Source organism: Cellulomonas sp. P1_C4 (assembly GCF_056406355.1).
This window is the reverse complement of sequence record NZ_JBFUAI010000019.1, coordinates 61,546-84,484: the sequence shown is the minus strand read 5'-3', so window position 1 is coordinate 84,484 and position 22,939 is coordinate 61,546. Positions and strand designations below refer to the sequence as shown.

Sequence of the window (22,939 nt, the reverse complement as noted above, 5' to 3'; positions counted from 1 at the left end):
GACGCGCGCTCAGGGCAGGGGGAAGCCCAGCGCTCGGGCGGCGGAGGTCGGGCTGGGTTCGGCGGCCCACCTTGCGCCGAACTCGTCCGAGGCGGCCAGCGAGCGGAGCTCGGCGCGATCGAGGTACAGGGTGCCGCCGAGGTGGTCGACCTCGTGCTGGACGATCCGTGCCGACCACCCGCTGACGACCTCGTCGACCGCCTCGCCCCGCTCGTCCAGCGCGACCAGGTGCACCTGCCGCGCACGCGCGACCACGGCCTGGTACCCGACGACGCTGAGGCACCCCTCGTAGAACGCGACGCGCTCCGCGCCGACGGCCGTGTACCGCGGGTTGACGAGCACCCGGAACGGCAGCGCGCCGCGCTCCCGGACCTCGGCGTGCTCGTCCGAGACCGTCCCCGGGTCCTCGAGCACGGCGAGGGCCAGGGGCAGCCCGAGCTGCGGAGCGGCCAGGCCGACGCCCGGCGCAGCCCGCATCGTCCGGTGCATCACGCCCACGAGGGCGGCGAGCTCGTCGTCGGAGAGCTGGGCGTCGTAGGGCGTCGCGACGGAGCGCAGAGCCGGATGGCCGGCCTGGACGATCGGCGCGACGCTCTCGGGCGTCCGGGTCCCGGCCTCGATGATCCACAGCGCGACGTCACGCAGCGCCTGCTCCCACTGCGGCCCGGACGGCACTAGAGCGCCAGCCGCTGCAGGACGACGTCGGCCAGCTCGTGCGCCACGCGGTCCGCCTCGGACTGGGTGCCAGCCTCGACCATGACGCGGACGAGGTCCTCCGTGCCGGACGACCGCAGCAGCACCCGCCCGGTGTCGCCCAGCCCGGCCTCCGCGGCGCGGACGGCGTCGAGCAGGGGACGGTCGGTGTCGGCGCGACGCTTGTCGACGCCGGGCACGTTGACCAGGATCTGCGGCAGGCGGTTCACCACGCCGGCCAGCTGCGCGATCGGGATGCCCGTGGCGGCAACCCGGGCGGCGAGCTGGAGCGCGGTCAGCACGCCGTCACCCGTCGTCGCGTGCGCGGCCATGATGATGTGCCCAGACTGCTCGCCGCCGAGCGAGAACCCGCCCGCGCGCATCGCCTCGAGCACGTACCGGTCGCCGACGGCGGTGTCGATGGTCGCGATGCCGGCGTCCCGCATCGCGAGCTTCAGCCCGAGATTGCTCATCACCGTGGTGACCAGGGTGTTGTCGACGAGGGCGCCGCGGTCTCGCATCGCGAGCGCAAGGATGCCCATGATCTGGTCGCCGTCCACCAGCACGCCCGCGGCGTCGACGGCCAGGCACCGGTCGGCGTCGCCGTCGAACGCGACGCCCAGGTCCGCGCCCGAGGCCACGACCGCGGCCTGCAGCTGCTCGGGGTGCGTGGACCCGCAGAGCTCGTTGATGTTCCGCCCGTCGGGCGAGGCGTTGATGACGACGACGTCGGCACCGGCCTCTCGCAGCGCGGCCGGGCCGACGTCGCTCGCGGCGCCGTTCGCGCAGTCGACCGCGATCCGCAGACCGGTCAGCGGCACGTCGATGGTGCCGACGAGGTGCTCGACGTACTGCTCGCCCGCGCGCCCGGTGTCGACCCGGATGCGGCCGACGTCGCCGCCGAGGGGCCGCTGCCAGCTCTCCCCCATGCGCGCCTCGATGGCGGCCTCGAGCTCGTCGTCGAGCTTGTGCCCGCCCTTGGCGAGGAACTTGATGCCGTTGTCGGGCATCGGGTTGTGCGACGCGGAGAGCACGACCCCGATGTCGACGCCGAGCTCCGCGGTGAGGTACGCGACCGCCGGGGTCGGCAGGACGCCGACGTTGTTGACGTCCACGCCGGCGGAGGCGAGACCCGCGGAGACGGCGGCGGCGAGGAACTCGCCCGACGCCCGCGAGTCACGGCCGACGATCGCGCGCGGGCGATGGCCCTCGAACTGGCCGAGCGAGCCGAGCACGTGCGCTGCCGCGACCGAGAGGTCGAGCGCGAGCTCTGCGGTCACGTCCCGGTTGGCGAGCCCACGCACGCCGTCGGTGCCGAACAGTCGGCCCATGGTCAGACTCCTTCGTCGTGGGGCGCCTTGCGCAGCCCCTCGCGCGCGAACAGGTCGATGGTGGCAGACATGCCGATGGCCCCGCTGGTCGCAAGACCGGCGGGGCCATCGGGCCGAAGCGCGAAGATCAGCGCTTCGAGTACTGCGGAGCCTTGCGGGCCTTCTTGAGACCGGCCTTCTTGCGCTCCACGACGCGGGCGTCGCGGGTCAGGAAGCCGGCCTTCTTCAGGGCCGGGCGGTTGTGCTCCTCGTCGATCGCGTTCAGCGCACGGGCGATGCCCAGGCGCAGCGCGCCGGCCTGGCCGCTCACGCCACCACCGGTGATGCGGGCGACGACGTCGAAGCGACCCTCGACGTCGACCAGCTTGAACGGGGAGTTCACGAGCTGCTGGTGCACCTTGTTGGGGAAGTAGTCCTCGAGCGTGCGCCCGTTGACCTTCCACTGGCCGGTGCCGGGGACCAGGCGCACGCGCGCGATGGCCTCCTTGCGGCGGCCCAGCGCGTTCGCCGGGGCCGTGATGCTCTGACCGCGGCCCGTGGGGGCAGCCGTCTCGGAGGTGTAGCTGGTGGGGGTGTCATCGCCCTCGAGGTCGATGTCGACCGTGGTCTCTGCCACTGGTGTCCTCGCGTCCTTGTTCTCTGTACTCAGCCGGCTCACGCCTGCTGAGAGACCTGGGTGATCTCGAAGGGCTTCGGCTGCTGCGCCGCGTGCGGGTGCTCGGCACCGGCGTAGACCTTGAGCTTGGTGAGCTGCTGACGCGCGAGCGAGCTCTTGGGGAGCATGCCGCGGACAGCCTTCTCGATCGCGCGCTCGGGGTGCTTCTCCAGGAGGTCGGAGTAGGCCACGGCGCGGAGGCCACCCGGGTAACCCGAGTGGCGGTACGCGAGCTTGTTCTCGCGCTTGTTGCCGGTCAGTGCGATCTTCTCCGCGTTGATGACGATGACAAAGTCACCGCCGTCGACGTGAGGAGCGAAAGTCGCCTTGTGCTTGCCGCGCAGCAACGTGGCCACATGAGTGGCCAGGCGGCCCAGGACGACATCGGTCGCGTCGATGACGTACCAGTTCCGCTCGACGTCGCCGGGCTTCGGGGTGTACGTACGCACGGTCGTCAGCCTTCGTTTCGTTGCGAGTCTTGTCGCGGCGAGACCACGCAGGGTGCGGGTCCGCCGATGAATGCTTCGTCGGCATCCGGGCGGCGAGCGGGAACGCACCAGCCCTGCCGTTCTGGCTCGGTGCTGCGTGCTGAGAGGGCACGAGCAGCCGCCGGAACGGGGACGCACAACGACTCACCAGGGTAGCCGCCGCCCCGCCGGGGGGTCAAAACGCGTCAAGCAGCGCCCGGCGGGCCGTGCCGCGGCACCGGCCGCAGCGCGCCTGCGGCGGCCCGGACCACCCTCTCCGTGAGGTCGTCGAGCGTGGGGGTGCGCAGGGCCCAGTGCTGCCAGTACAGGGGCACGTCGAGGTGCTTGCCGGCCCGGACCTCCACCAGAGCACCCGCGGCGATGCGCTCCGCCGCGGCCACCTCCGGCACCATCCCCCACCCGAGCCCGGCCTCGACCAGCCCGACGAACGCCGACTGCGACGGCACGAAGTGCACGAGCGGCGTCACGGTGCGCCGGCCGACGACGGACGCCACGAAGCGCTCCTGCAGGCCGTCCTCCCGGTTGAACGCCAGCAGGGGCGCCGCGGCGAACGCCTCGGCCCCCAGCCCGTCGGCGAACCAGCGGTCCCGCTGCCCGGGCGCCGCGACCGCCAGGTAGCGCATGGCCCCCAGACGGCGGACCCGGCAGCCCTGGACCGCGCGCGGGTCGGCGGTCACCGCCGCCATCACGGTGCCGTCCCGCAGCAGGTCAGCGGACAGTTCCTGGTCCTCGCGCCGCAGATCGAGCAGGACGTCCGCGGGCAGGTCGGCCACCGCCGCGGGGAACCAGGTCGACATCGAGTCGTCGTTCACGGCCACCGGGAGCCGCCGCGTCGCGGCCGACGACCGCGCCCCGCGCGGGCCGCCCGGCGCCGGGACCAGCTGACCCAGGGCGTCCCGACCGAGCAGCTCCACCTGCCCCGCCAGCCGCACCAGCACCTCGCCGTCCTGGGTGGGCCTGCACGGACGCGTGCGCAGCACCAGCACGCGACCCACCTGCTGCTCGAGCGCCTTGATCCGCTGGCTGACCGCCGACGGCGTCACGTGCAGCCGGGCGGCGGCCGCGTCGAAGCTGCCCTCGTGCACCACGGCCGCGAGGGCGCTCAGCTGATCCGCATCGAATGCCACATGAATGATCCTAATGGTTCATGAGGAACATGAACTGGTCTTCACCTACGCTGCTCGCCTAGCGTCGTCGTCGTGCCCGCCGTCGCCCTCTCGGGCTTTCTCACCGCCCTGTCGCTCATCGTCGCCATCGGCGCCCAGAACGCCTTCGTGCTGCGCCAGGGCATTCGGCGCGAGCATGTCCTGCCCGTCGTCGCCATCTGCGCCGCGGCGGACGCCCTGCTCGTCGCGGCGGGCATCGCGGGCGTCGGCGTGCTCGTCACGTCGCACCCCACGGTGCTCACGGTCACGAAGTACGCCGGTGCGGTGTTCCTGCTCGTCCTCGCCGTCGGCGCCGCGCTGCGCGCCCGGCACCCGGCCCGCCTCGACCCCGCCGCCGAGGGGCCGGCCGCGCTAGGGGCGGTCCTGTCGACCTGCCTCGCCTTGACGTTCCTCAACCCGCACGTCTACCTGGACACCGTCGTCCTGCTGGGGTCGCTCGCGCACCAGCACGACCCGGGCGCCTGGGTGTTCGGCGTCGGTGCCGTGACCGCGAGCGTCGTGTGGTTCACCGCGCTCGGGTACGGCGCGGCGTACCTGCGGCCCGTGTTCGCGAGGCCCCGCGCCTGGCAGGTGCTCGACCTGGTCATCGCGGTGGTGATGGCGACGCTGGCGGTCGCGCTCGTGCTCTGACTAGCGCACCCGGTCCACGCGCGCGGCGTCCCACACCGGCTCGGGCGTCTCGACCACCTCGCCGTCCGCGCCGAACACGAGGTACCGGTCGAACGTGCGCGTGAACCAGCGGTCGTGGGTGACGGCCAGCACCGTGCCCTCGAACGCGGCCAGGCCGGTCTCGAGGGCCTCGGCCGAGTGCAGGTCGAGGTTGTCGGTCGGCTCGTCGAGCAGCAGCAGGGTCGCTCCCCCGAGCTCGAGCAGCAGGATCTGGAGGCGGGCCTGCTGGCCGCCGGACAGCGTCTCGTACCGCTGCTCCGCGGCGCCGACCAGCTCGTAGCGGTCGAGCGCCTTGCTGGCCTGCTCGCGCCCGAGCCCCGAACGGTGGCCCTCGCCGCGGTGCAGGATCTCGAGCAGCGTGCGGCCGACGAGCTCGGGATGCCCGTGGTTCTGCGCGAACCAGCCCGGCCGCACCCGCGGACCGAGGACGACGCGGCCGGTGTGGTTGACCGGCGCGACGGGGAGGTCGTCGGCGGGTGCGTGCTCCGGGCCGGGGTCGCTGCCGCCGGCCGCGAGCAGCCGCAGGAAGTGCGACTTGCCCGAGCCGTTCGACCCGAGCACGGCGACGCGCTCGCCGAACCAGACCTCGAGGTCGAACGGCTTCATCAGCCCGGTCAGCTCGAGACCCGTCGCGACGACCGCGCGCTTGGCGGTCCGGCCACCCCGAAGCCGCACCCGGACGTTCTGCTCGCGGGCCAGGAGGGTCGGCGGGCCCGCCTCCTCGAACTTGCGCAGCCGCGTCTGGGCCGCCGAGTAGCGCGACGCGAGACCGTCGTTGAACGCGGCCTTCGTCTTGAGGGTCAGCACGAGCTCTTTGAGCTTCGCGTGCTCCTCCTCCCACCGCCGCAGCAGCTCCTCGAGCCGCGAGCGCCGGTCCTCCCGCGCCTGGTGGTACGTCGCGAAGCCGCCGCCGTGCACCCAGACCGCCGCCCCCATCACGCCGGGCTCGAGGGTCGCCACCTGCGTCGCGACGCGTGCGAGCATCTCCCGGTCGTGGCTCACGAAGAGCACCGTCTTGTTCGACGCCCGCAGCTTGTCCTCGAGCCAGCGCTTCGTCGGCACGTCCAGCGCGTTGTCGGGCTCGTCGAGCAGCAGCACCTCGTCGGGTCCGCGCAGCAGGGCCTCGAGCACCAGCCGCTTCTGCTCGCCGCCCGACAGCGTGCGCACCTCGCGGTGCTGCGCCTGCTCGAACGGGATGGACAGCACGGCGTCGGTGACCCGGTCCCAGCCCGCCTCGGCCTCGTAGCCCCCGACGTCGGCCCAGTCGACGAGCGCCTGCGCGTACCGCATCTGCGCGGGCTCGTCGTCTACCTCCATGATCCCCACCTCGGCCGCGGCGAGCTCGACCGCGGCGTCGCGGACGGCCGGCGCGGCCAGCGAGGCCAGCAGGTCCCGGATCGAGCGGTCGTCGTGGATCCTGCCGATGTCCTGGCGCATGATCCCGAGCCCGCCGCTGCGCCCCACGGACCCGGAGTGCGGCTGCTCGTCACCGGCGACGATCCGCAGCAGCGTCGTCTTGCCCGCACCGTTCGGGCCCACCAGGGCGACGCGCGCGCCGTCGCCCACGCGGAACGTGATGTCGTCGAGGAGCGGACGCCCGTCGGAGAGCACGTACCCGATGCCGCCGATGTCGAGATGACCCATGCCTCCATCTTCCCCGGCGCCACACGTGTGGCCCATCGCATTGCGTGTCGGGCCGCCCACACCTGGCGTCGACGCGCGCGCGGTGCGAAGGTCGGGGCATGACTGACGACACCTCCGGCACCAGTCCCGATCCCGAGCTCGACAGCGAGGGCGACACCGACCAGCTGTCCAGCGAGGACACGCTGCTCGACCGCGGCGTCGAGGACCTGCTCGACGAGGGCTACACGGTGCCCACCCGGCCCCGCTCGAACCACTACGGCGAGACGCCGTGGGAAGAGTCGCACCGCGAGACCATCGACCAGCGGATCGGGCAGGAGGAGCCCGAGGTCTGGGAGGCCCGGCCGCGGCCCGACCGCGAGGAGTTCCGCGCCGGTCGGCTGATCGAGGACGACGACGCCGTCGAGGCGGGCGGGACCGACGGCTTCGCCATCGACGCCGGCATCTCGGGCGGCGCCGCGAGCGCCGAGGAGGCCGCAGTCCACCTCATCGAGGAGGAGTACGTCGACGACCGGCGCTACCGCGACGACGTCGAGGACTGACCCGGAGCGCAGCGCAAGGCCAGTCCGACCGTCGATGCTCGAGAACTGAGTCCTGCGGGTCAGCCGCAGCAGCCGGGACCCGCGTGCTGGAGGTCCTCGGCCGCTCGGCGCGCGCGCGTCTGCGCCGCCCGGGCCGCCAGCTGGTCGTCCGACGGGTAGCCCACCTCCTCCAGCGTGAGCCCGCGGGCCGCGACGACGTGCACCCCGGCATCCCGACGACGGCGCGCGAGGAGCTCGGCCGGCCAGCCGGCGCCGCTGCGCCCCTCCCCCACGGCGAGGCTCGCGCCGACGAGCGAGCGCACCATCGAGTGGCAGAACGCGTCCGCCTGGACGGTGGCGACGACGAGGCCCGCGTCCGGCCCGTCGACCGGCCGCGACCAGGCGAACGCTTCCAGCGTGCGGATCGTGGTGGCACCCTCGCGCGGCTTGCAGTACGACGCGAAGTCGTGGCGGCCGACGAGCGGGCGCGCGGCGGCGGCCATCGAGTCGACGTCCAGAGCGCGCCGGTGCCACAGCACGTGCGCCCGGGACAACGGGTCACGGCGGGCGGCGTCGTCGCAGATCCGGTACGTGTAGCGGCGACGCAGGGCCGAGAACCGCGCGTCGAACCCGTCGGGCGCGCGCGTGAGGGCGTGCAGCACGAGGTCGGTGGGCAGCACGCCGCCGAGACGCCCGAGGAGCGCCTCCTCGATCGACCGCTCCGTCCGACCGCGCGAGGCCGCCAGGAGCCCCGCAGGGATGTCGACGTGGGCCACCTGGCCCCGCGCGTGCACTCCCGAGTCCGTCCGCCCCGCGACCGTGACCCGCGGCGGACCGTCGGTTCGCAGCACGGTCGCCAGGGCGGCCTCCAGGACCCCCTGGACGGTCCTCAGCCCCGGCTGGAGGGCCCAGCCGGCGAAGTGGGTGCCGTCGTACGCCAGGTCGAGCCGCAGCCGGACGGCGGGCTCCTCCACGCTCTCGCTCACGGGGGAACACGGTAGTCGGCTCCGGGGCGTCGGTTCGCTCGCTACCGTGGGCCCGTGCCCAGCACCGGCTCCGACCCGTTCACGCTCGCCGTCGACTGCGGCGGCGGCGGCATCAAGGCGTCCGTGCTCGACGCGGCCGGCACGCTGCACGCCCCTGCGATCCGGGTGCCGACGCCGTATCCGCTGCCGCCCGAGCGCCTCGTCGCCACCATCGCCGACATCGCCGCCGGCCTGCCCCCGGCCCAGCGCGCCACCGTCGGGATGCCCGGGATGATCCGGCACGGCGTCGTCGTCGCGACCCCGCACTACGTCACCCGCGCCGGTCCGCGCACGACCATCGACCCGAGCCTTGTCGCCCTGTGGTCCGGGTGCGACATCCGCGCGGCCGTCGAGGCGCGGCTCGGTCTGCCGACGCTCGTGCTCAACGACGCCGAGGTGCACGGCGCCGGCGTCATCTCGGGCACCGGCATCGAGCTGGTGCTCACGCTCGGCACCGGGCTGGGCACCGCGCTGTTCGACGGCGGCGTGCTCGCCCCGCATCTCGAGCTCTCCCACGCGCCGGTGCGCTGGGGCACCACCTACGACGCGTACATCGGCCAGGTGGAGCGGGCGCGGCTGGGCGATGCGCTCTGGTCGCGGCGCGTCCGGCGCGTCGTGGATGGCTTCCGGCCCGTGTTCATCTGGGACCGGCTCTATCTCGGCGGCGGGAACGCGCGCCAGGTCACCGCGACCACGCTGGCGCGGCTCGGCGACGACGTCGTCGTCGTGCCCAACCAGGCGGGCATCGTCGGGGGCGTCCGGGCGTGGTCGCTGGGCGTCTGAGCTACTGCGCCGCGACCCGAGGGCGCGCGTCGACCTCGTCCACCGCCTCCAGCAGCACCCGCGTGAACCGCGCCGGCTGCACCAGGCTCACCAGGTGCGTCGCCCGGGGCACGACCACGAGCCGGCCGTCCTGGCACGCGGCCAGGAACCGCCGCTCCTCGCCGCGGAAGTGGTCGAACGCCCCGTTGACCAGCCAGACCGGCGCCTCGATCCGGGCCAGGTCCGCCAACGGCGTCGCCACCGTCATCTCGCGCAGCACCTCGTTCGTGGCGTCCAGCGCGAACCCGCCGGCTCCGACGTCGCGCGCACCCTCGGGTGGCAGGGCGAGGTCGACGAAGAACTGGTTCAGCCATGCGCCGCGGTCCGGCAGCCGGGCGATGCCGTGCGCGCCGACGGCCCAGCCCGTGAGCAGCACCCGGTGCGGCTGGGTCGAGCACGACGCCGCCAGCACGCCGGCGACCTGACCGGGGACGCGTGCGGCGTGCCGGATCGCGACGTACCCACCCAGCGAGAGCCCGACGACGAATGCCTCCCCACCGACGTCGTCGATCGCCTCGGCGACGGTGTCGACGGCGGCGTCCAGCGTGAAGGGCTCGCCGACCCGCGTGCCGTGCGCGGGCAGGTCCACCGCCACGGCCCGCCGACCCACGCGCTCCAGCGCCTCGAGCTGCGCCCGCCACATCGTGCGGGACGTCCGCAGCCCGTGCACCAGGACGACCGGTAGGGTCATGCCATCGACTCTAGGCGCGCTCGCAGCGAGCCGCGCCGGGACGCAAGAAGGCCCGGGACCACGCGGTCCCGGGCCTTCTCGATGGAGCTGTCAGGTCACGCCTTGTCGGCGTCGCCCTCGGTCTCGACGGGCGCGTCCTCGACGGGCGCGTCCTCGACGGGGGCGTCCTCGACGACGACGTCCTCGACGGGCTTGTCCTCGACCTTGTCGGCCTTCTTCTCCTTCGGCGCGGCCTTCGAGGCGGCCTTGGTGGCCTCCTTGACGACGGCCTGCTTCGGGGAGAGCGGCTCGAGAACGAGCTCGATGACGGCCATCGGGGCGTTGTCGCCCTTGCGGGGGCCGATCTTGGTGATGCGCGTGTAGCCACCCTGACGCTCGGCGACGGCCGGGGCGATCTCGGTGAACAGCACGTGGACGACGGACTTGTCCTTGACGACGGTCATCACGCGGCGGCGGGCGTGCAGGTCACCACGCTTGGCGAACGTGATCAGGCGCTCGGCGAGCGGTCGCAGGCGCTTGGCCTTCGTCTCGGTCGTCGTGATGCGCTTGTGCTCGAACAGCGACGTCGCGAGGTTCGCGAGGATCAGCCGCTCGTGAGCCGGTCCGCCACCGAGCCGGGGACCCTTGGTGGGCGTAGGCATGGTTTTTACTCCTTGAGTTCCAGTGATGGGCTGCTAGACGGGCCGCCGTGCGGCGGCCCGTCTACTTCCCCGGCGTCAGTACTGCTCGTCCTCGACGAAGTCGCCCTCGTCGTCGCCGTAGTAGGCGCCAGCGGCGGACGGGTCGAAGTCGAGCGGGCTGTCCTTGAGCGTCAGGCCCAGCTCGGCAAGCTTCTCCTTGACCTCGGTGATGGACTTCGCACCGAAGTTGCGGATGTCCAGGAGGTCGGCCTCGGAGCGTGCGACGAGCTCACCCACGGAGTGGATGCCCTCACGCTTGAGGCAGTTGTAGGAGCGGATCGTGAGCTGCAGGTCCTCGATCGGCAGAGCGAGGTCCGCGGCGAGCGCAGCGTCGGTCGGCGACGGGCCGATCTCGATGCCCTCAGCCTCGACGTTGAGCTCACGGGCCAGCCCGAAGAGCTCGACCAGCGTCTTGCCGGCGGATGCCAGCGCGTCGCGCGGGCCGATGGCCGACTTGGTCTCGACGTCGACGACGAGCTTGTCGAAGTCCGTGCGCTGCTCGACACGCGTCGCCTCGACCTTGTAGGTCACCTTGAGGACCGGCGAGTAGATCGAGTCGACCGGGATGCGGCCGATCTCGGCGTCGAACGACTTGTTCTGGTTCGCCGACACGTACCCGCGCCCACGCTCGACGGTCAGCTCGATCTCGAGCTTGCCCTTGTCGTTCAGCGTGGCCAGGTGCAGGTCGGGGTTGTGCACCTCGACGCCGGCGGGCGGCACGATGTCCGCGGCGCTGACCTCACCCGCACCCTGCTTGCGCAGGTACATCACGACGGGCTCGTCGTTCTCCGAGGAGACGACCAGCTGCTTGATGTTGAGGATGATCTCGGTGACGTCCTCCTTGACGCCCGGCACGGTAGAGAACTCGTGCAGGACGCCGTCGATCCGGATGGACGTGACGGCGGCACCGGGGATGGAGGACAGCAGCGTCCGGCGGAGCGAGTTGCCGAGCGTGTAGCCGAAGCCCGGCTCCAGCGGCTCGATGGAGAACCGCGACCGGTTCTCCGAGATGACCTCTTCGGTCAGGGTGGGGCGCTGTGCAATCAGCACGGTGTTGTTTCCTCTCAGCGGGCGTCCGCCATATGACGCTGCGCAGTACTACGGGCCAGCCTGGTCTCGGTCCACCTGGCTGGCGTCAAGTTCTGTCCGGGTCGGTGCGTGCCTCGCGGCGCGCACCGACCCGGTCGAGCCGAGCGTCAGACGCGGCGGCGCTTCGGCGGACGGCAGCCGTTGTGCGCCTGGGGCGTCACGTCCTGGATCGAGCCGACCTCGAGGCCGGTCGCCTGGAGCGAGCGGATCGCGGTCTCACGGCCGGAGCCGGGGCCCTTGACGAAGACGTCGACCTTCTTCATGCCGTGCTCCTGGGCGCGACGGGCGGCCGCCTCGGCGGCGAGCTGCGCCGCGAAGGGGGTCGACTTGCGCGAGCCCTTGAAGCCCACCTGGCCCGACGAGGCCGACGCGATGACGGCGCCGGTCGGGTCGGTGATGGAGATGATCGTGTTGTTGAACGTGCTCTTGATGTGCGCCTGGCCGTGGGAGACGTTCTTCTTCTCCTTGCGGCGCGGCTTGCGCACGGCGGAACGGGTCTTAGGAGGCATTCTCTTCTTCTCTCGAGGTCTGATCGGCTTGCCCTGGCGCGCGGCGCCCGGGGCGGAGGGCTACTTGCGCCCGGCCTTCTTCTTGCCGGCCACGGTGCGCTTCGGGCCCTTGCGGGTACGCGCGTTGGTCTTGGTGCGCTGACCGCGCACCGGAAGGCCACGGCGGTGGCGCAGGCCCTCGTAGCAGCCGATCTCTACCTTGCGGCGGATGTCCGCAGCGACCTCGCGGCGAAGGTCACCCTCGAGCTTGTAGCTGCCCTCGAGGTAGTCGCGGAGCGCGACGAGCTCGGCGTCGCCGAGGTCCTTCACGCGGATGTCCGGGCTGATGCCGGTCGCGGCCAGAGTTGCCTGGGCGCGGGTACGGCCGACCCCGTAGATGTAGGTGAGCGCGATCTCGAGCCGCTTCTCGCGGGGGAGGTCGACGCCGATAAGACGTGCCATGTGCCTGGTGGCTCCTGAACTGCATCGGAGGTCTGCCGCACTGCCCTCCCGCGTGCTGCGGGCCCCGGCCTCCGACCGGGGGTGCACCGGCGAGTGATCGCCGGAGTGGCTGTGCGCTTGCTGGTCCTCCGGAGAGGACCGGTGGTGCTGGTCGAGCTGCTGGTCCGAGCGGACCGGCGTCAGGGCATCAGCCCTGGCGCTGCTTGTGGCGCAGGTTCTCGCAGATCACCTGGACGCGACCGTGCCGGCGGATCACCTTGCACTTGTCGCAGATCTTCTTGACGCTGGGCTTGACCTTCATCGCGTGTTCCTCCGCCGCCGTTCTTTCTCGGGTACCCGAGGGATGACGGCGTGTTCGAGTGGTGATTACTTGTAGCGGTAGACGATCCGGCCGCGGGACAGGTCGTACGGGCTCAGCTCGACCACCACCCGGTCCTCGGGGAGGATCCGGATGTAGTGCTGTCGCATCTTGCCCGAGATGTGGGCGAGAACCTTGTGGCCGTTGGTGAGCTCCACGCGGAACATCGCGTTCGGCAGAGCCTCCACGACGCTGCCCTCGATCTCGATGACACCGTCCTTCTTCGCCATATCCTCCGCTAACTGTCGGTCGTGTGGATCAGCCCACATCAGCCGATCCCACCCCGCGAGGGGGTGGCGTCGGTCGCGGTGGGGCCTACGTGGGAATTACGTGCGGGGACAGTGCGCCATGCGTCCCCGCAGCCTGACCAGTGTCATCTGCGAGAACCGGGCGCACACCCAACGGACGATCTTACGCCATCTGGACCAGAGGACGAAACCGGTCCTGCATGGGCCGGGCGTGGCCTCGGCCACACGGCCCGCAGGGTCGTCTCGCGAGGAGACGACCCCGCGGGTCGCGCGTCAGGCGGCGCGGCGTCGACGCAGCACCAGCAACGCGGCACCGGCGAGCACCAGGACGGCGCCGGCCAGCACGACGGGGCCGACGGACGAGCCGGTTGCTGCCAGGACCGCCGAGCCGTCGCCGCCCGCGGCCAGCACCTCTGAGTAGAACGACTCGCTCGGGCTCGGCGAGGCGACCGCCGCCGCGACGGCCTCCGCGGAGCGGGTCTCGGTGGCGGTCGGGCTCGGGTTCGACGTGGGACCGACCTCGGCCGTCGGGGTCGCGGTCGGCGTCGGGGCCGCCACCTGCGTGGCTGTCGGCGTCGGGGTCGTCGACACGGTCGGGGTCGGCGTCGGGGTGGCCGAGAGCGTCGGCGTCGGCTCGGCCGGCGCGACCACGCCGCACGCCGGGACGGTCACCATGGCCGACAGCTCCGAGTGCTGCGCCGCGAAGATGGGTCCCCAACCGATGTAGTCGTTCGGGTACGACGGCGCCTTGTGATCGGTGAAGACGGCCTCGGTCCCGTTCACCTGGTCCTCCTGCACTGCCCAGCCCGTCCCGCAGACCGCCACGCCCGCCGGGACCGCTGCGCGGACCTCGTCGAAGGTCAGGTCGCGATAGGACGCGCCCGGCCACGTCGCCACGAGGTATTGCTGTGTCGAGTTCTCCCACGACGCGGGCTCGAGCGCGTCGTTCTTGACGTACACGTAGGCACCCGTCGCCTGCGGCTGGGTCGTCGGCAAGGTCGTCGTCTGCCGGTTCTGCTGCGACCAGTGCTGGCCGCCACGTCCACCGCGGTCGCCGTGCGCCAGGGCCGGCCCCGCGCCGACGGCAAGAAGGAGTGCCGCGACGCCCACCGCGGCGCCGATCCGCCGCGCGTGCCGGCCAAGAGGGAGTTCGGGGATCAGGAAAGGACGAACACTGCGCTGCATGAGCCACCCATCGCTTCGGTGCAGGCGCGCGCTGACCACGTGCCTGCCGGAGGCGAGCACCCACCCTCCACCGCGCGGAACGTGCCGCGCGGGCCCCGGGGCGCCCGTGGCGGATCGTTCACCGCCGGGCAGGACCGTATCGGACAATCCGGTCAGTCGGCGTGCGTTCTGCCAGTTCACAGCGGATTTGTGGATAACTGGACGCAGGTTCACCTAGATGGTCGTACTCACCGGTAACTCAGGCGAGCGGTACGACCGTGACCCCGAGCCGCGCGAGCTCCGCGGCGCCACCGTCGGGTGCGGTGAGCACCCAGATGCCGTCCTCGAGGATCGCCACCGTGTGCTCCCAGTGGGACGCGCGCGACCCGTCGTCGGTCACGACGGTCCAGTCGTCCTCGAGCACCTGGGTGGACTGCCCTCCGCGGACCACCATCGGCTCGACGGCCACGCACAGACCGGGTCGCACCCGGGGTCCTCGGTCGCGCCGACGGAAGTTCGGCACGTCGGGAGGCTGGTGCATCGCGGTGCCGATGCCGTGCCCGACGTAGTCCTCGACCAGGCCGTAGCGCACGCCGCCGTTCAGCCCGGCGGCCTCGGCGGCGTCGACGACGTCCTCGACGGCCTCCCCCACGGCGCCCAGCCGCTCGGCGCTCGCCAGGGCGGCGATGCCTGCCCACATCGCCCGCTCGGTCGTCTCCGCCAGCGCGATGTCCTCGGGGTCCGCTCCATCGAGCACGACGGTGATCGCGGAGTCGCCGTGCCAGCCGTCGACGATCGCGCCGCAGTCGATCGAGACGACGTCACCCGGTTCCAGGACACGGGATCCCGGGATGCCGTGCACGACCTCGTCGTTCACCGAGACGCAGATCCGCGCCGGGTAGCCCTCATAGTCGAGGAACGAGGGCAGGGCACCCGCCGCCTCGATGACGGCGGACGCGATCGCGTCGAGCTCCGCCGTGCTGACCCCGGCGACCGCCCGCTCCCGGACCGCCGCCAGGGCATCGGCGACGACGAGACCCGCCCGCCGCATGAGCAGCACCTGCTCGGGCGTCTTGTACTCGATCCGCTCGCGACCGAACATGAGCCGGTCAGACCCCGGTCGGGGCGCCGATCGCCGCGACCAGGCGCTCGGTGACGTCGTCGACGTCGCCGATGCCGTCCACCTGCGCGAGCAGGCCGCGGTCGGCGTACACCCGCGCGATCGGCGCGGTCTCCTGCGCGTAGACGTCGAGGCGGTGGCGGACCACGTCCTCGGTGTCGTCCTCGCGGCCCTCGATCTCGGCGCGCTTGAGCAGCCGGCCCACGACGACCTCGGGGTCCGCGGTGATCTCGACCGCGAGGTCGAGCGTCAGCCCGGCGTCCGCGAGGATCGTGTCGAGCTCGGCGACCTGGGCGACGTTGCGCGGGTACCCGTCGAGCAGGAATCCGTCCGCGACGTCGTCCTGCGCGAGCCGGTCGCGCACCATCTCGTTGGTCACGGAGTCGGGGACCAGCGCGCCGCGCGACGTGTACTCCTGCACCGTCTTGCCGAGCGGCGTGCCGCCCTTGATGTTGGCGCGGAAGATGTCGCCGGTCGAGATCGCCGGCACGCCCAGGCGCTCGGCGAGCCGAGCGGCCTGGGTTCCCTTGCCCGCTCCCGGAGGACCGAGCAGGACGAGGCGCGTGCTCACCGCAGGAACCCTTCGTAGTGCCGCTGCTGCAACTGGGACTCGATCTGCTTGACGGTCTCGAGCCCGACGCCGACCACGATGAGGATCGACGAGCCGCCGAACGGGATGTTCTGACCCACGCCGAGCACGATGAACGCGATCGTCGGGATGAGGGCGACGATGGCCAGGTAGATCGAGCCGGGCGCCGTGATCCGGGAGATCACGTAGTCCAGGTACTCGGCCGTCGGGCGACCCGCACGGATGCCGGGGATGAACCCGCCGTACTTCTTCATGTTGTCCGCGACCTCGTCCGGGTTGAACGTGATCGCCGTGTAGAAGTAGCAGAAGAAGATGATGAGGATGACGTACAGGGCGAGGTGCAGCGGTGCGCTGCTCTGCGCCAGGTAGCGCTGGATCCACTGGACCCACCCGGCCGTCGGGTCACCGAACTGGGCGAGGAGCCCGGGGACGGCGAGCAGCGACGACGCGAAGATGATCGGGATCACGCCGGCCATGTTGATCTTGATCGGGATGTAGGTGCTCGAGCCGCCGTACATGCGGCGACCGACCATGCGCTTCGCGTACTGCACCGGGATGCGCCGCTGGGACTGCTCGACGAACACGACGAGCGCGATGACCAGGACGATGATCGCCATCACAACGATGAACTTCGAGATGCCGTTGTCGCCACCGGCGATCGACCACAGGGCGGTCGGGAAGCTTGCGGCGATCGACGTGAAGATGAGGAGCGACATGCCGTTGCCGACGCCGCGCTCCGTGATGAGCTCGCCGAGCCACATGATCAGGCCGGTGCCGGCGGTCATGGTGATGACCATGATCAGGAGCACGTACCAGCTGTCGTTGGGGATCACGTCGACGGAGCAGCCGCTGAACAGCTGACCGCTGCGCGCGACCGTGATGATCGTCGTCGACTGCAGGACCGCCAGGCCGATGGTCAGGTACCGCGTGTACTGCGTGAGCTTCGCGGTGCCGGACTGGCCCTCCTTGTGGAGCTCCTCGAACCGAGGGATGACCACCCGGAGCAGCTGCACGATGATGCTGGCCGTGATGTACGGCATGATCCCGAGCGCGAACACCGAGAGCTGCAGAAGCGCGCCACCGCTGAACAGGTTCACGAGCCCCAGCAGGTCGTTGCCCTGGGACTGCTCGATACACGTCTGCACGTTCGGGTAGGAGACTCCCGGCGTCGGCAGGAACGAGCCGATGCGGAAGATCACCATGATCCCGATGGTGAAGAGCAGCTTGCGCCGCAGGTCGGGCGTTCGGAACGCCCGCACGAATGCGCTGAGCACCTGTCCTCCTGAGCGGCCGGAGCCGCGTCTCGTACGACCGGGTCTTTCCGGCCGTGCCGCCTGCGTTACGTCGCAAGCACCGGGGCACCCTAACTGATGCTGAAGAACATATGGGAACGGGACCGGTGGGGAACTACTGACCCCACCGGTCCCGACCTTCGATCAGTCCTGCGCGACGCTTCCGCCGGCAGCCACGATCGCGTCCTTCGCGGACGCCGAGTAGGCGTCGACCGCGACGGAGACCTTGACCGTGAGCTCGCCGGTGCCGAGCACCTTGACGGGCTGGCCCTTGCGGACCGCGCCCTTCGCCACGAGGTCGGCGACCGTCACGTCGCCACCGTTCGGGTACAGCGCCGAGAGCTTGTCCAGGTTGACCACCTGGTACTCGACGCGGAACGGGTTCTTGAAGCCGCGCAGCTTCGGGAGGCGCATGTGCAGAGGCATCTGCCCACCCTCGAAGCGCGTCGGCACCTGGTAGCGGGCCTTGGTGCCCTTGGTGCCACGACCGGCCGTCTTGCCCTTGGACGCCTCGCCACGACCCACGCGGGTCTTGGCGGTCTTGGCGCCCGGGGCCGGACGGAGGTGGTGCACCTTGAGCGTGCCGCCGTTGCCGGGCTGCGCAGCGGCCTCGGCCGCCTTCGCCGCCGCGGCGGAGACCGTCTTCTTCGGCGCAGCAGCCTTGGGCTCGGCCTTGGGGGCCTTCGCCTTCGGTGCAGCCTCGGTCGTCGCCTCGGCCTTGTCGGCCTTGGCAGCCTTCGCCTTCGGAGCGGACTCCGTGTCGGCCTTCTTCGCGGGGGCCTTCTTGGCAGCCGCCTTGGGGGCAGTCACCTCGGCCTCCGTCTTCTCGTTCTTCTCGTCAGCCATGGTCACTCCACCTCTTCGACCGCGACAAGGTGCGTCACCGTCTTGACCATGCCGCGGATCTCAGGACGGTCCTCCTTGACGACGACGTCGCCGATCCGCTTGAGGCCGAGGGTGCGCAGGGTGTCGCGCTGGTTCTGCTTGCCGCCGATGCCAGAGCGCGTCTGGGTCACCTTGAGTCGAGCCATCACGCACCTGCCTTCGAGCCCGCCGCTGCGGCCAGGCCGGCAGCCTGGGCACGGAGGAGGGCGGCCGGGACGACGTGCTCGACCGGGAGCCCGCGGCGCGCAGCCACGGCCTCGGGACGCTCGAGACCCTTGAGGGCCGCGACCGTGGCGTGCACGATGTTGATCGCGTTCGACGAACCGAGCGACTTGCTCAGGACGTCGTGGATGCCGGCGCACTCGAGCACGGCGCGCACCGGTCCACCGGCGATCACACCGGTACCCGGCGAGGCCGGACGCAGGAAGACGACACCGGCAGCGGCCTCACCCTGGATGGGGTGCGGGATGGTGCCCTGGATGCGCGGGACCTTGAAGAAGTTCTTCTTGGCCTCCTCGACGCCCTTGGCGATCGCCGCGGGCACCTCCTTGGCCTTCCCGTAGCCGACACCCACGGTGCCGTCGCCGTCGCCGACCACGACGAGCGCGGTGAAGCTGAAGCGGCGGCCACCCTTGACGACCTTGGCCACGCGGTTGATCGTCACGACGCGCTCGAGGAACGCGCTCTTCTCTGCGGCGTCGCGTCCGCGACCGCCGCCGCCGTCACGGCCGCGACCGCCGTCACGACGGTCACCGCCGCCACCGGCCCCGGCGCCGCCCGCAGGCGCGCCGGTGTTGCTGCGCTGAGGAGCAGCCATCAGATTGTCCTCTTCTTCGTCTGGAAGGTCGTGGTCGTCACAGCTTCAGCCCACCCTCGCGGGCGCCGTCAGCCACCGCGGCGACACGGCCGTGGTACTTGTTGCCGCCGCGGTCGAAGACCACAGCGTCAAGGCCGGCAGCCTTCGCACGCTCGGCGATGAGCTCGCCGACCTTGCGGGCCTTGGCAGTCTTGTCGTCGTTCGACCCACGCAGGTCGGCCTCGAGGGTCGACGCGGAGACGAGGGTCTGGCCGATGCCGTCGTCCACGACCTGCGCCGTGATGTGCCGGGCGGACCGGGTCACGACGAGGCGGGGACGCGCAGCCGAGCCCGCGACCTTCTTGCGAAGGCGGAGGTGACGACGCTGGCGGGCAACACGCTTGCCCTTGCCGAGGATCTTGAGAGCCATGGTTACTTACCGGCCTTTCCGACCTTGCGGCGCACGTTCTCGCCCGCGTACCGGACGCCCTTGCCCTTGTACGGCTCGGGCTTGCGGATCTTGCGGATGTTCGCGGCGACCTCGCCGACCTGCTGCTTGTCGATGCCCTGCACCGAGAAGCGCGTGGGCGCCTCGACGACGAAGGTGATGCCCGCCGGCGGGTTGACCGTGACCGGGTGGCTGAAGCCGAGCGCGAACTCGAGGTCCTCGCCCTTGGCCGTCACGCGGTAACCGGTACCGACGATCTCGAGCTTCTTGACGTAGCCATCCGTCACACCGATGACGAGGTTCGCCAGCAGCGTGCGGGTGAGGCCGTGCAGCGAGCGCGAGGCGCGCTCGTCGTCGGGGCGGGTGACCACAAGGGCGCCTGCCTCGTCGCGCACGACCTCGATGGGGGCGGCGACCGTGTGCGTCAGGGTGCCCTTGGGGCCCTTGACCGTCACGACGGCACCGTTGATGTCGACATCCACGCCGGTGGGGACCGGGACGGGGACTCTGCCGATTCGGGACATGGCTAGCTCCTTTCCGTCTCGGACTTACCAGACGTAGGCGAGGACTTCCCCACCCACGCCCTTCTTGGCGGCCTGCTTGTCGGTGAGGAGACCGGAGGACGTGGACAGGATCGCCACGCCGAGGCCGCCGAGCACCTTGGGCAGGTTGGTGGACTTGGCGTACACGCGCAGGCCCGGCTTGGACACGCGCTTGACGCCGGCGAGCGCACGCTCGCGGTTGGGGCCGTACTTGAGCTCGATGATGAGGTTCTTGCCGACGACGGCGTCCTCAACCTTCCAGCCCGCGATGTAGCCCTCCGCCTGGAGGATCTCCGCGATGTGCGACTTCAGCTTCGAGAACGGGATCAGCACGGTGTCGTGGTGAGCCGAGTTCGCGTTACGCAGCCGCGTGAGCAGGTCTGCGATGGGGTCGGTCATGGTCATGGGGCTTCCGCCCTTCCTCGCCGGGGTATCCCGCCCCCGAAGGGGCTGGACCTACCGACGTTCGTGTTGCTTGGGTTACCAGCTGCTCTTGGTCACGCCGGGGAGCTCGCCACGGTGGGCCATCTCGCGCACGCAGATCCGGCACAGGCCGAACTTGCGGTACACCGAGTGGGGCCGGCCGCAACGCTGGCAGCGCGTGTAGCCACGCACCGCGAACTTCGGCTTGGCAGCAGCCTTGTTCTTGAGGGCAGTCTTCGCCATGGTCAGATCTCCTTGAACGGGAAGCCGAGGAGCTTGAGGAAAGCGCGACCCTCGTCGTCGGTGTCGGCCGTCGTGACGACCGTGATGTCCATCCCGCGGACCCGGTCGATCTTGTCCTGGTCGATCTCGTGGAACACGGACTGCTCCACGAGGCCGAAGGTGTAGTTGCCGTGACCGTCGAACTGCTGCGGCGAGAGGCCGCGGAAGTCACGGATGCGCGGCAGCGCCGTGGAGAGCAGGCGGTCCAGGAACTCCCAGGCACGGTCGCCACGCAGCGTGACGTGGGCGCCGATGGGCATACCCTCGCGCAGCTTGAACTGGGCGATCGACTTGCGAGCCTTGGTGACCTGCGGCTTCTGGCCCGTGATCTGGGTCAGGTCGCGGATCGCGCCCTCGATGAGCTTGGAGTCCTTGGCGGCCTCGCCGACGCCCATGTTCACGACGACCTTGACCAGGCGTGCGACCTGGTTGATGTTCTCGTGACCGAACTGCTCGAACAGAGCGGTGCGGATCTCGTCGTTGTACTTGGACTTCAGGCGCGGGAGCGCCGGAGCCGTGAGAGTCGTCTCGGTCATCAGATGTCCTTACCGGAGCGCTTGGCGACGCGGACCCGAACGGTGCGGGTACGGCCGTCGCGCTCGACCTGCTCGGTGCGGTAGCCGACCCGGGTGCCCTTCTTGGTCTCCGGGTCCACGAGCATCACGTTGCTGATGTGGATGGGCGCCTCGATGGTCTCGATGCCGCCGGTGCGCGTGCCGCGCTGGGTCTGGCCGGCCTTGACGTGCTTGGTGACGCGCTGGACACCCTCGACGACGAGACGCTGCGACTCGACGAGGACCTCGAGCACACGGCCCTGCTGTCCCTTGTCGCGGCCGGAGATGACGACGACGAGGTCGCCCTTCTTGATCTTGGCCATGGTCAGAGCACCTCCGGCGCCAGCGAGATGATCTTCATGAACTTCTTGTCGCGCAGCTCGCGGCCCACCGGGCCGAAGATGCGCGTGCCACGGGGCTCCCCGTCGTTCTTGAGGATCACTGCGGCGTTCTCGTCGAACTTGATGTACGAACCGTCCGGACGGCGGCGCTCCTTGCGGGTGCGCACGATGACAGCCTTGACGACGTCGCCCTTCTTGACGTTGCCGCCGGGGATGGCGTCCTTGACGGTGGCGACGATGACGTCACCAATGCCTGCGTAGCGACGGCCGGAGCCGCCGAGCACACGGATGCAAAGGATCTCCTTGGCACCAGTGTTGTCGGCGACACGAAGTCGCGACTCCTGCTGGATCATTACCTGCTCCTGTCGTCTGGCGGGTTCTCGGTTCGGGTCGAGCCGAGCCTGGCCGAACGGGTAGTTGCCGTGATGCACACGTTGCGCCGGGTGTCGTCTCGCGACTCCACCCGGCGCCCGTGGGCAACTGGGGGTCGTGCTAAGGCTTGCTGAGTCTTACTTGGCCTTCTCGAGGACCTCGACCAGGCGCCACCGCTTGGTGGCGCTCAGCGGCCGGGTCTCCATGATGAGCACCAGGTCGCCGACGCCGGCCGAGCTGAGCTCGTCGTGCGCCTTGACCTTGCTCGTGCGTCGGATGACCTTGCCGTAGAGCGGGTGCTTGACCCGGTCCTCGACCTCGACCACGACGGTCTTCTCCATCTTGTCGCTGACCACGTAGCCGCGCCGCGTCTTGCGGTCGCCACGCTTCTCAGCCAGCGCCGTGACGCTGTCCTGCTCGTTCTTCTCGTCGCTCATGGCAGACCTCACTCGCTCGCGCTCGGGGCGGTACGGATGCCGAGCTCGCGCTCGCGCAGGATCGTGTAGATCCGCGCGATGTCACGACGAACGGCCTTGAGACGCCCGTGGCTCTCGAGCTGGCCGGTCGCGGACTGGAAGCGGAGGTTGAACAGCTCCTCCTTGGACTTCTTCAGCTCGGCGACAAGCTTCTCGTCGTCGAAGGTGTCCAGCTCCGTGGGAGCCAGTTCCTTGGTGCCGATAGTCATCAGTTACCACCCTCGCGAACCACAAAACGTGTCTTCATCGGGAGCTTGTGCTGCGCGCGGCGCATGGCCTCGCGAGCCAGCGGCTCCGGGACGCCGGCGAGCTCGAAGAGAACTCGGCCGGGCTTGACGTTGGCGATCCACCACTCGGGCGAACCCTTGCCGGAACCCATGCGGGTCTCGGCAGGCTTCTTCGTGAGGGGGCGGTCCGGGTAGATGTTGATCCAGACCTTCCCTCCACGCTTGATGTGGCGGGTCATGGCGATACGAGCAGCCTCGATCTGCCGGTTGGTGACGTAGGCGGGCTCGAGAGCCTGGATGCCGTACTCACCGAAGGAGATCGCGGTACCACCGGTCGCGGCGCCGGAGCGCCCCGGGTGGTGCTGCTTGCGGTGCTTCAGCCTGCGCGGGATAAGCACGGC

The 22,939-nt window shown here is 70.8% G+C and carries 34 protein-coding genes; 3 read left to right on the top strand and 31 right to left on the bottom strand.

The features are described from left to right. Positions 1-9 precede the first annotated feature (9 nt). The 5 genes from AC1DYZ_RS15555 to AC1DYZ_RS15535 form a co-directional block, all read right to left on the bottom strand. Positions 10-675, bottom strand: coding sequence for a peptide deformylase (locus tag AC1DYZ_RS15555; protein WP_477066053.1), 666 nt, complete (start codon positions 673-675; stop codon positions 10-12). Then, positions 675-2,024, bottom strand: coding sequence for a phosphoglucosamine mutase (gene glmM, locus AC1DYZ_RS15550; protein ID WP_477066052.1), 1,350 nt, complete (start codon positions 2,022-2,024; stop codon positions 675-677). Before glmM ends, AC1DYZ_RS15555 begins: the two co-directional genes overlap by 1 nt. A 127-nt stretch (positions 2,025-2,151) precedes the next feature. Continuing rightward, positions 2,152-2,640 (bottom strand): 30S ribosomal protein S9, encoded by a 489-nt coding sequence (rpsI, locus tag AC1DYZ_RS15545; protein ID WP_056088985.1) that lies wholly within the window; start codon positions 2,638-2,640, stop codon positions 2,152-2,154. Positions 2,641-2,678: 38 nt separating this feature from the next. Next, complete coding sequence (rplM, locus tag AC1DYZ_RS15540; protein ID WP_370504642.1) at positions 2,679-3,128, bottom strand: 50S ribosomal protein L13; 450 nt, start codon at positions 3,126-3,128, stop codon at positions 2,679-2,681. Positions 3,129-3,352: 224 nt separating this feature from the next. Beyond that, entirely contained in the window at positions 3,353-4,294 is a 942-nt protein-coding gene (locus AC1DYZ_RS15535) for a LysR family transcriptional regulator ArgP (protein ID WP_477066051.1), read from the bottom strand. A gap of 72 nt (positions 4,295-4,366) precedes the next feature. On the opposite strand from AC1DYZ_RS15535, the gene AC1DYZ_RS15530 reads away from it, so the two are divergent. Continuing rightward, the gene (locus AC1DYZ_RS15530) at positions 4,367-4,963 is read left to right on the top strand and encodes a LysE/ArgO family amino acid transporter (protein ID WP_477066050.1); all 597 of its coding nucleotides are present in this window, start codon (positions 4,367-4,369) and stop codon (positions 4,961-4,963) included. Here the strand turns inward: AC1DYZ_RS15530 and AC1DYZ_RS15525 are convergent, their stop codons facing one another. Next, a complete protein-coding gene (locus AC1DYZ_RS15525; RefSeq protein ID WP_456826454.1) occupies positions 4,964-6,646 on the bottom strand; it encodes an ABC-F family ATP-binding cassette domain-containing protein in 1,683 nt (560 codons plus the stop codon). It abuts the gene before it with no gap. A gap of 98 nt (positions 6,647-6,744) precedes the next feature. On the opposite strand from AC1DYZ_RS15525, the gene AC1DYZ_RS15520 reads away from it, so the two are divergent. Next, positions 6,745-7,185, top strand: a complete 441-nt coding sequence (locus tag AC1DYZ_RS15520; protein ID WP_477066049.1) for a DUF5709 domain-containing protein — start codon at positions 6,745-6,747, stop codon at positions 7,183-7,185. A gap of 59 nt (positions 7,186-7,244) precedes the next feature. On the opposite strand, the gene truA is transcribed toward AC1DYZ_RS15520, so the two are convergent. Beyond that, positions 7,245-8,150, bottom strand: coding sequence for a tRNA pseudouridine(38-40) synthase TruA (gene truA / locus AC1DYZ_RS15515; protein WP_477066048.1), 906 nt, complete (start codon positions 8,148-8,150; stop codon positions 7,245-7,247). Positions 8,151-8,204: 54 nt separating this feature from the next. On the opposite strand from truA, the gene AC1DYZ_RS15510 reads away from it, so the two are divergent. Then, the gene (locus AC1DYZ_RS15510; protein WP_477066047.1) at positions 8,205-8,972 is read left to right on the top strand and encodes an ROK family protein; all 768 of its coding nucleotides are present in this window, start codon (positions 8,205-8,207) and stop codon (positions 8,970-8,972) included. 1 nt (position 8,973) lies between these two features. Here the strand turns inward: AC1DYZ_RS15510 and AC1DYZ_RS15505 are convergent, their stop codons facing one another. From AC1DYZ_RS15505 to rplP, 24 genes are all read right to left on the bottom strand, one after another. Then, positions 8,974-9,702, bottom strand: a complete 729-nt coding sequence (locus AC1DYZ_RS15505; RefSeq protein ID WP_477066046.1) for an alpha/beta fold hydrolase — start codon at positions 9,700-9,702, stop codon at positions 8,974-8,976. 95 nt (positions 9,703-9,797) lie between these two features. Then, the gene (gene rplQ, locus AC1DYZ_RS15500) at positions 9,798-10,343 is read right to left on the bottom strand and encodes a 50S ribosomal protein L17 (RefSeq protein WP_477066045.1); all 546 of its coding nucleotides are present in this window, start codon (positions 10,341-10,343) and stop codon (positions 9,798-9,800) included. Positions 10,344-10,418: 75 nt separating this feature from the next. Further along, entirely contained in the window at positions 10,419-11,432 is a 1,014-nt protein-coding gene (locus tag AC1DYZ_RS15495; protein WP_456844728.1) for a DNA-directed RNA polymerase subunit alpha, read from the bottom strand. A gap of 146 nt (positions 11,433-11,578) precedes the next feature. Beyond that, positions 11,579-11,980 (bottom strand): 30S ribosomal protein S11, encoded by a 402-nt coding sequence (rpsK, locus tag AC1DYZ_RS15490; RefSeq protein WP_055912186.1) that lies wholly within the window; start codon positions 11,978-11,980, stop codon positions 11,579-11,581. Between the two features lie 60 nt (positions 11,981-12,040). Next, positions 12,041-12,421 (bottom strand): 30S ribosomal protein S13, encoded by a 381-nt coding sequence (gene rpsM / locus AC1DYZ_RS15485; RefSeq protein ID WP_456826461.1) that lies wholly within the window; start codon positions 12,419-12,421, stop codon positions 12,041-12,043. 187 nt (positions 12,422-12,608) lie between these two features. Continuing rightward, on the bottom strand, positions 12,609-12,722 hold the full coding sequence (gene rpmJ / locus AC1DYZ_RS15480; RefSeq protein WP_013117849.1) for a 50S ribosomal protein L36: 114 nt from the start codon (positions 12,720-12,722) through the stop codon (positions 12,609-12,611). 65 nt (positions 12,723-12,787) lie between these two features. Beyond that, a complete protein-coding gene (gene infA / locus AC1DYZ_RS15475) occupies positions 12,788-13,009 on the bottom strand; it encodes a translation initiation factor IF-1 (protein ID WP_013770189.1) in 222 nt (73 codons plus the stop codon). Positions 13,010-13,300: 291 nt separating this feature from the next. After that, a complete protein-coding gene (locus AC1DYZ_RS15470; protein ID WP_477066044.1) occupies positions 13,301-14,137 on the bottom strand; it encodes an LPXTG cell wall anchor domain-containing protein in 837 nt (278 codons plus the stop codon). 313 nt (positions 14,138-14,450) lie between these two features. Then, on the bottom strand, positions 14,451-15,293 hold the full coding sequence (gene map, locus AC1DYZ_RS15465) for a type I methionyl aminopeptidase (RefSeq protein ID WP_477066043.1): 843 nt from the start codon (positions 15,291-15,293) through the stop codon (positions 14,451-14,453). 7 nt (positions 15,294-15,300) lie between these two features. Continuing rightward, the gene (locus AC1DYZ_RS15460; RefSeq protein WP_477066042.1) at positions 15,301-15,882 is read right to left on the bottom strand and encodes an adenylate kinase; all 582 of its coding nucleotides are present in this window, start codon (positions 15,880-15,882) and stop codon (positions 15,301-15,303) included. Continuing rightward, positions 15,879-17,174 carry a preprotein translocase subunit SecY gene (secY, locus tag AC1DYZ_RS15455; RefSeq protein WP_456826465.1) on the bottom strand — a complete coding sequence of 432 codons (1,296 nt, stop codon included), beginning with the start codon at positions 17,172-17,174 and terminating at the stop codon, positions 15,879-15,881. Before secY ends, AC1DYZ_RS15460 begins: the two co-directional genes overlap by 4 nt. Positions 17,175-17,336: 162 nt before the next feature. Then, the gene (rplO, locus tag AC1DYZ_RS15450; RefSeq protein WP_477066041.1) at positions 17,337-18,038 is read right to left on the bottom strand and encodes a 50S ribosomal protein L15; all 702 of its coding nucleotides are present in this window, start codon (positions 18,036-18,038) and stop codon (positions 17,337-17,339) included. 2 nt (positions 18,039-18,040) lie between these two features. Next, complete coding sequence (gene rpmD, locus AC1DYZ_RS15445) at positions 18,041-18,223, bottom strand: 50S ribosomal protein L30 (RefSeq protein ID WP_028045050.1); 183 nt, start codon at positions 18,221-18,223, stop codon at positions 18,041-18,043. Continuing rightward, positions 18,223-18,894: a 30S ribosomal protein S5 gene (gene rpsE / locus AC1DYZ_RS15440; protein WP_456826467.1), complete on the bottom strand. Its 672-nt coding sequence runs from the start codon at positions 18,892-18,894 to the stop codon at positions 18,223-18,225. The genes rpmD and rpsE overlap by 1 nt, the downstream gene beginning before the upstream one ends. Before the next feature lie 37 nt (positions 18,895-18,931). Next, a complete protein-coding gene (gene rplR / locus AC1DYZ_RS15435; protein WP_146927928.1) occupies positions 18,932-19,303 on the bottom strand; it encodes a 50S ribosomal protein L18 in 372 nt (123 codons plus the stop codon). A gap of 2 nt (positions 19,304-19,305) precedes the next feature. Further along, positions 19,306-19,845, bottom strand: coding sequence for a 50S ribosomal protein L6 (gene rplF / locus AC1DYZ_RS15430; RefSeq protein WP_456826468.1), 540 nt, complete (start codon positions 19,843-19,845; stop codon positions 19,306-19,308). A 24-nt stretch (positions 19,846-19,869) separates the two neighbouring features. Beyond that, positions 19,870-20,268: a 30S ribosomal protein S8 gene (gene rpsH, locus AC1DYZ_RS15425; protein WP_208212220.1), complete on the bottom strand. Its 399-nt coding sequence runs from the start codon at positions 20,266-20,268 to the stop codon at positions 19,870-19,872. Between the two features lie 75 nt (positions 20,269-20,343). After that, on the bottom strand, positions 20,344-20,529 hold the full coding sequence (locus AC1DYZ_RS15420) for a type Z 30S ribosomal protein S14 (protein ID WP_028045055.1): 186 nt from the start codon (positions 20,527-20,529) through the stop codon (positions 20,344-20,346). 2 nt (positions 20,530-20,531) lie between these two features. Continuing rightward, on the bottom strand, positions 20,532-21,104 hold the full coding sequence (gene rplE / locus AC1DYZ_RS15415; protein WP_456826469.1) for a 50S ribosomal protein L5: 573 nt from the start codon (positions 21,102-21,104) through the stop codon (positions 20,532-20,534). Next, positions 21,104-21,445: a 50S ribosomal protein L24 gene (rplX, locus tag AC1DYZ_RS15410; protein WP_055912166.1), complete on the bottom strand. Its 342-nt coding sequence runs from the start codon at positions 21,443-21,445 to the stop codon at positions 21,104-21,106. Before rplX ends, rplE begins: the two co-directional genes overlap by 1 nt. A gap of 2 nt (positions 21,446-21,447) precedes the next feature. Further along, positions 21,448-21,816 carry a 50S ribosomal protein L14 gene (gene rplN, locus AC1DYZ_RS15405; RefSeq protein ID WP_034625870.1) on the bottom strand — a complete coding sequence of 123 codons (369 nt, stop codon included), beginning with the start codon at positions 21,814-21,816 and terminating at the stop codon, positions 21,448-21,450. 156 nt (positions 21,817-21,972) lie between these two features. Beyond that, positions 21,973-22,272 (bottom strand): 30S ribosomal protein S17, encoded by a 300-nt coding sequence (gene rpsQ, locus AC1DYZ_RS15400; protein ID WP_477066040.1) that lies wholly within the window; start codon positions 22,270-22,272, stop codon positions 21,973-21,975. Positions 22,273-22,280: 8 nt separating this feature from the next. After that, positions 22,281-22,520, bottom strand: a complete 240-nt coding sequence (rpmC, locus tag AC1DYZ_RS15395) for a 50S ribosomal protein L29 (protein ID WP_477066039.1) — start codon at positions 22,518-22,520, stop codon at positions 22,281-22,283. Beyond that, entirely contained in the window at positions 22,520-22,936 is a 417-nt protein-coding gene (gene rplP / locus AC1DYZ_RS15390; RefSeq protein ID WP_055912160.1) for a 50S ribosomal protein L16, read from the bottom strand. Before rplP ends, rpmC begins: the two co-directional genes overlap by 1 nt. Between the last annotated feature and the right edge of the window lie 3 nt (positions 22,937-22,939).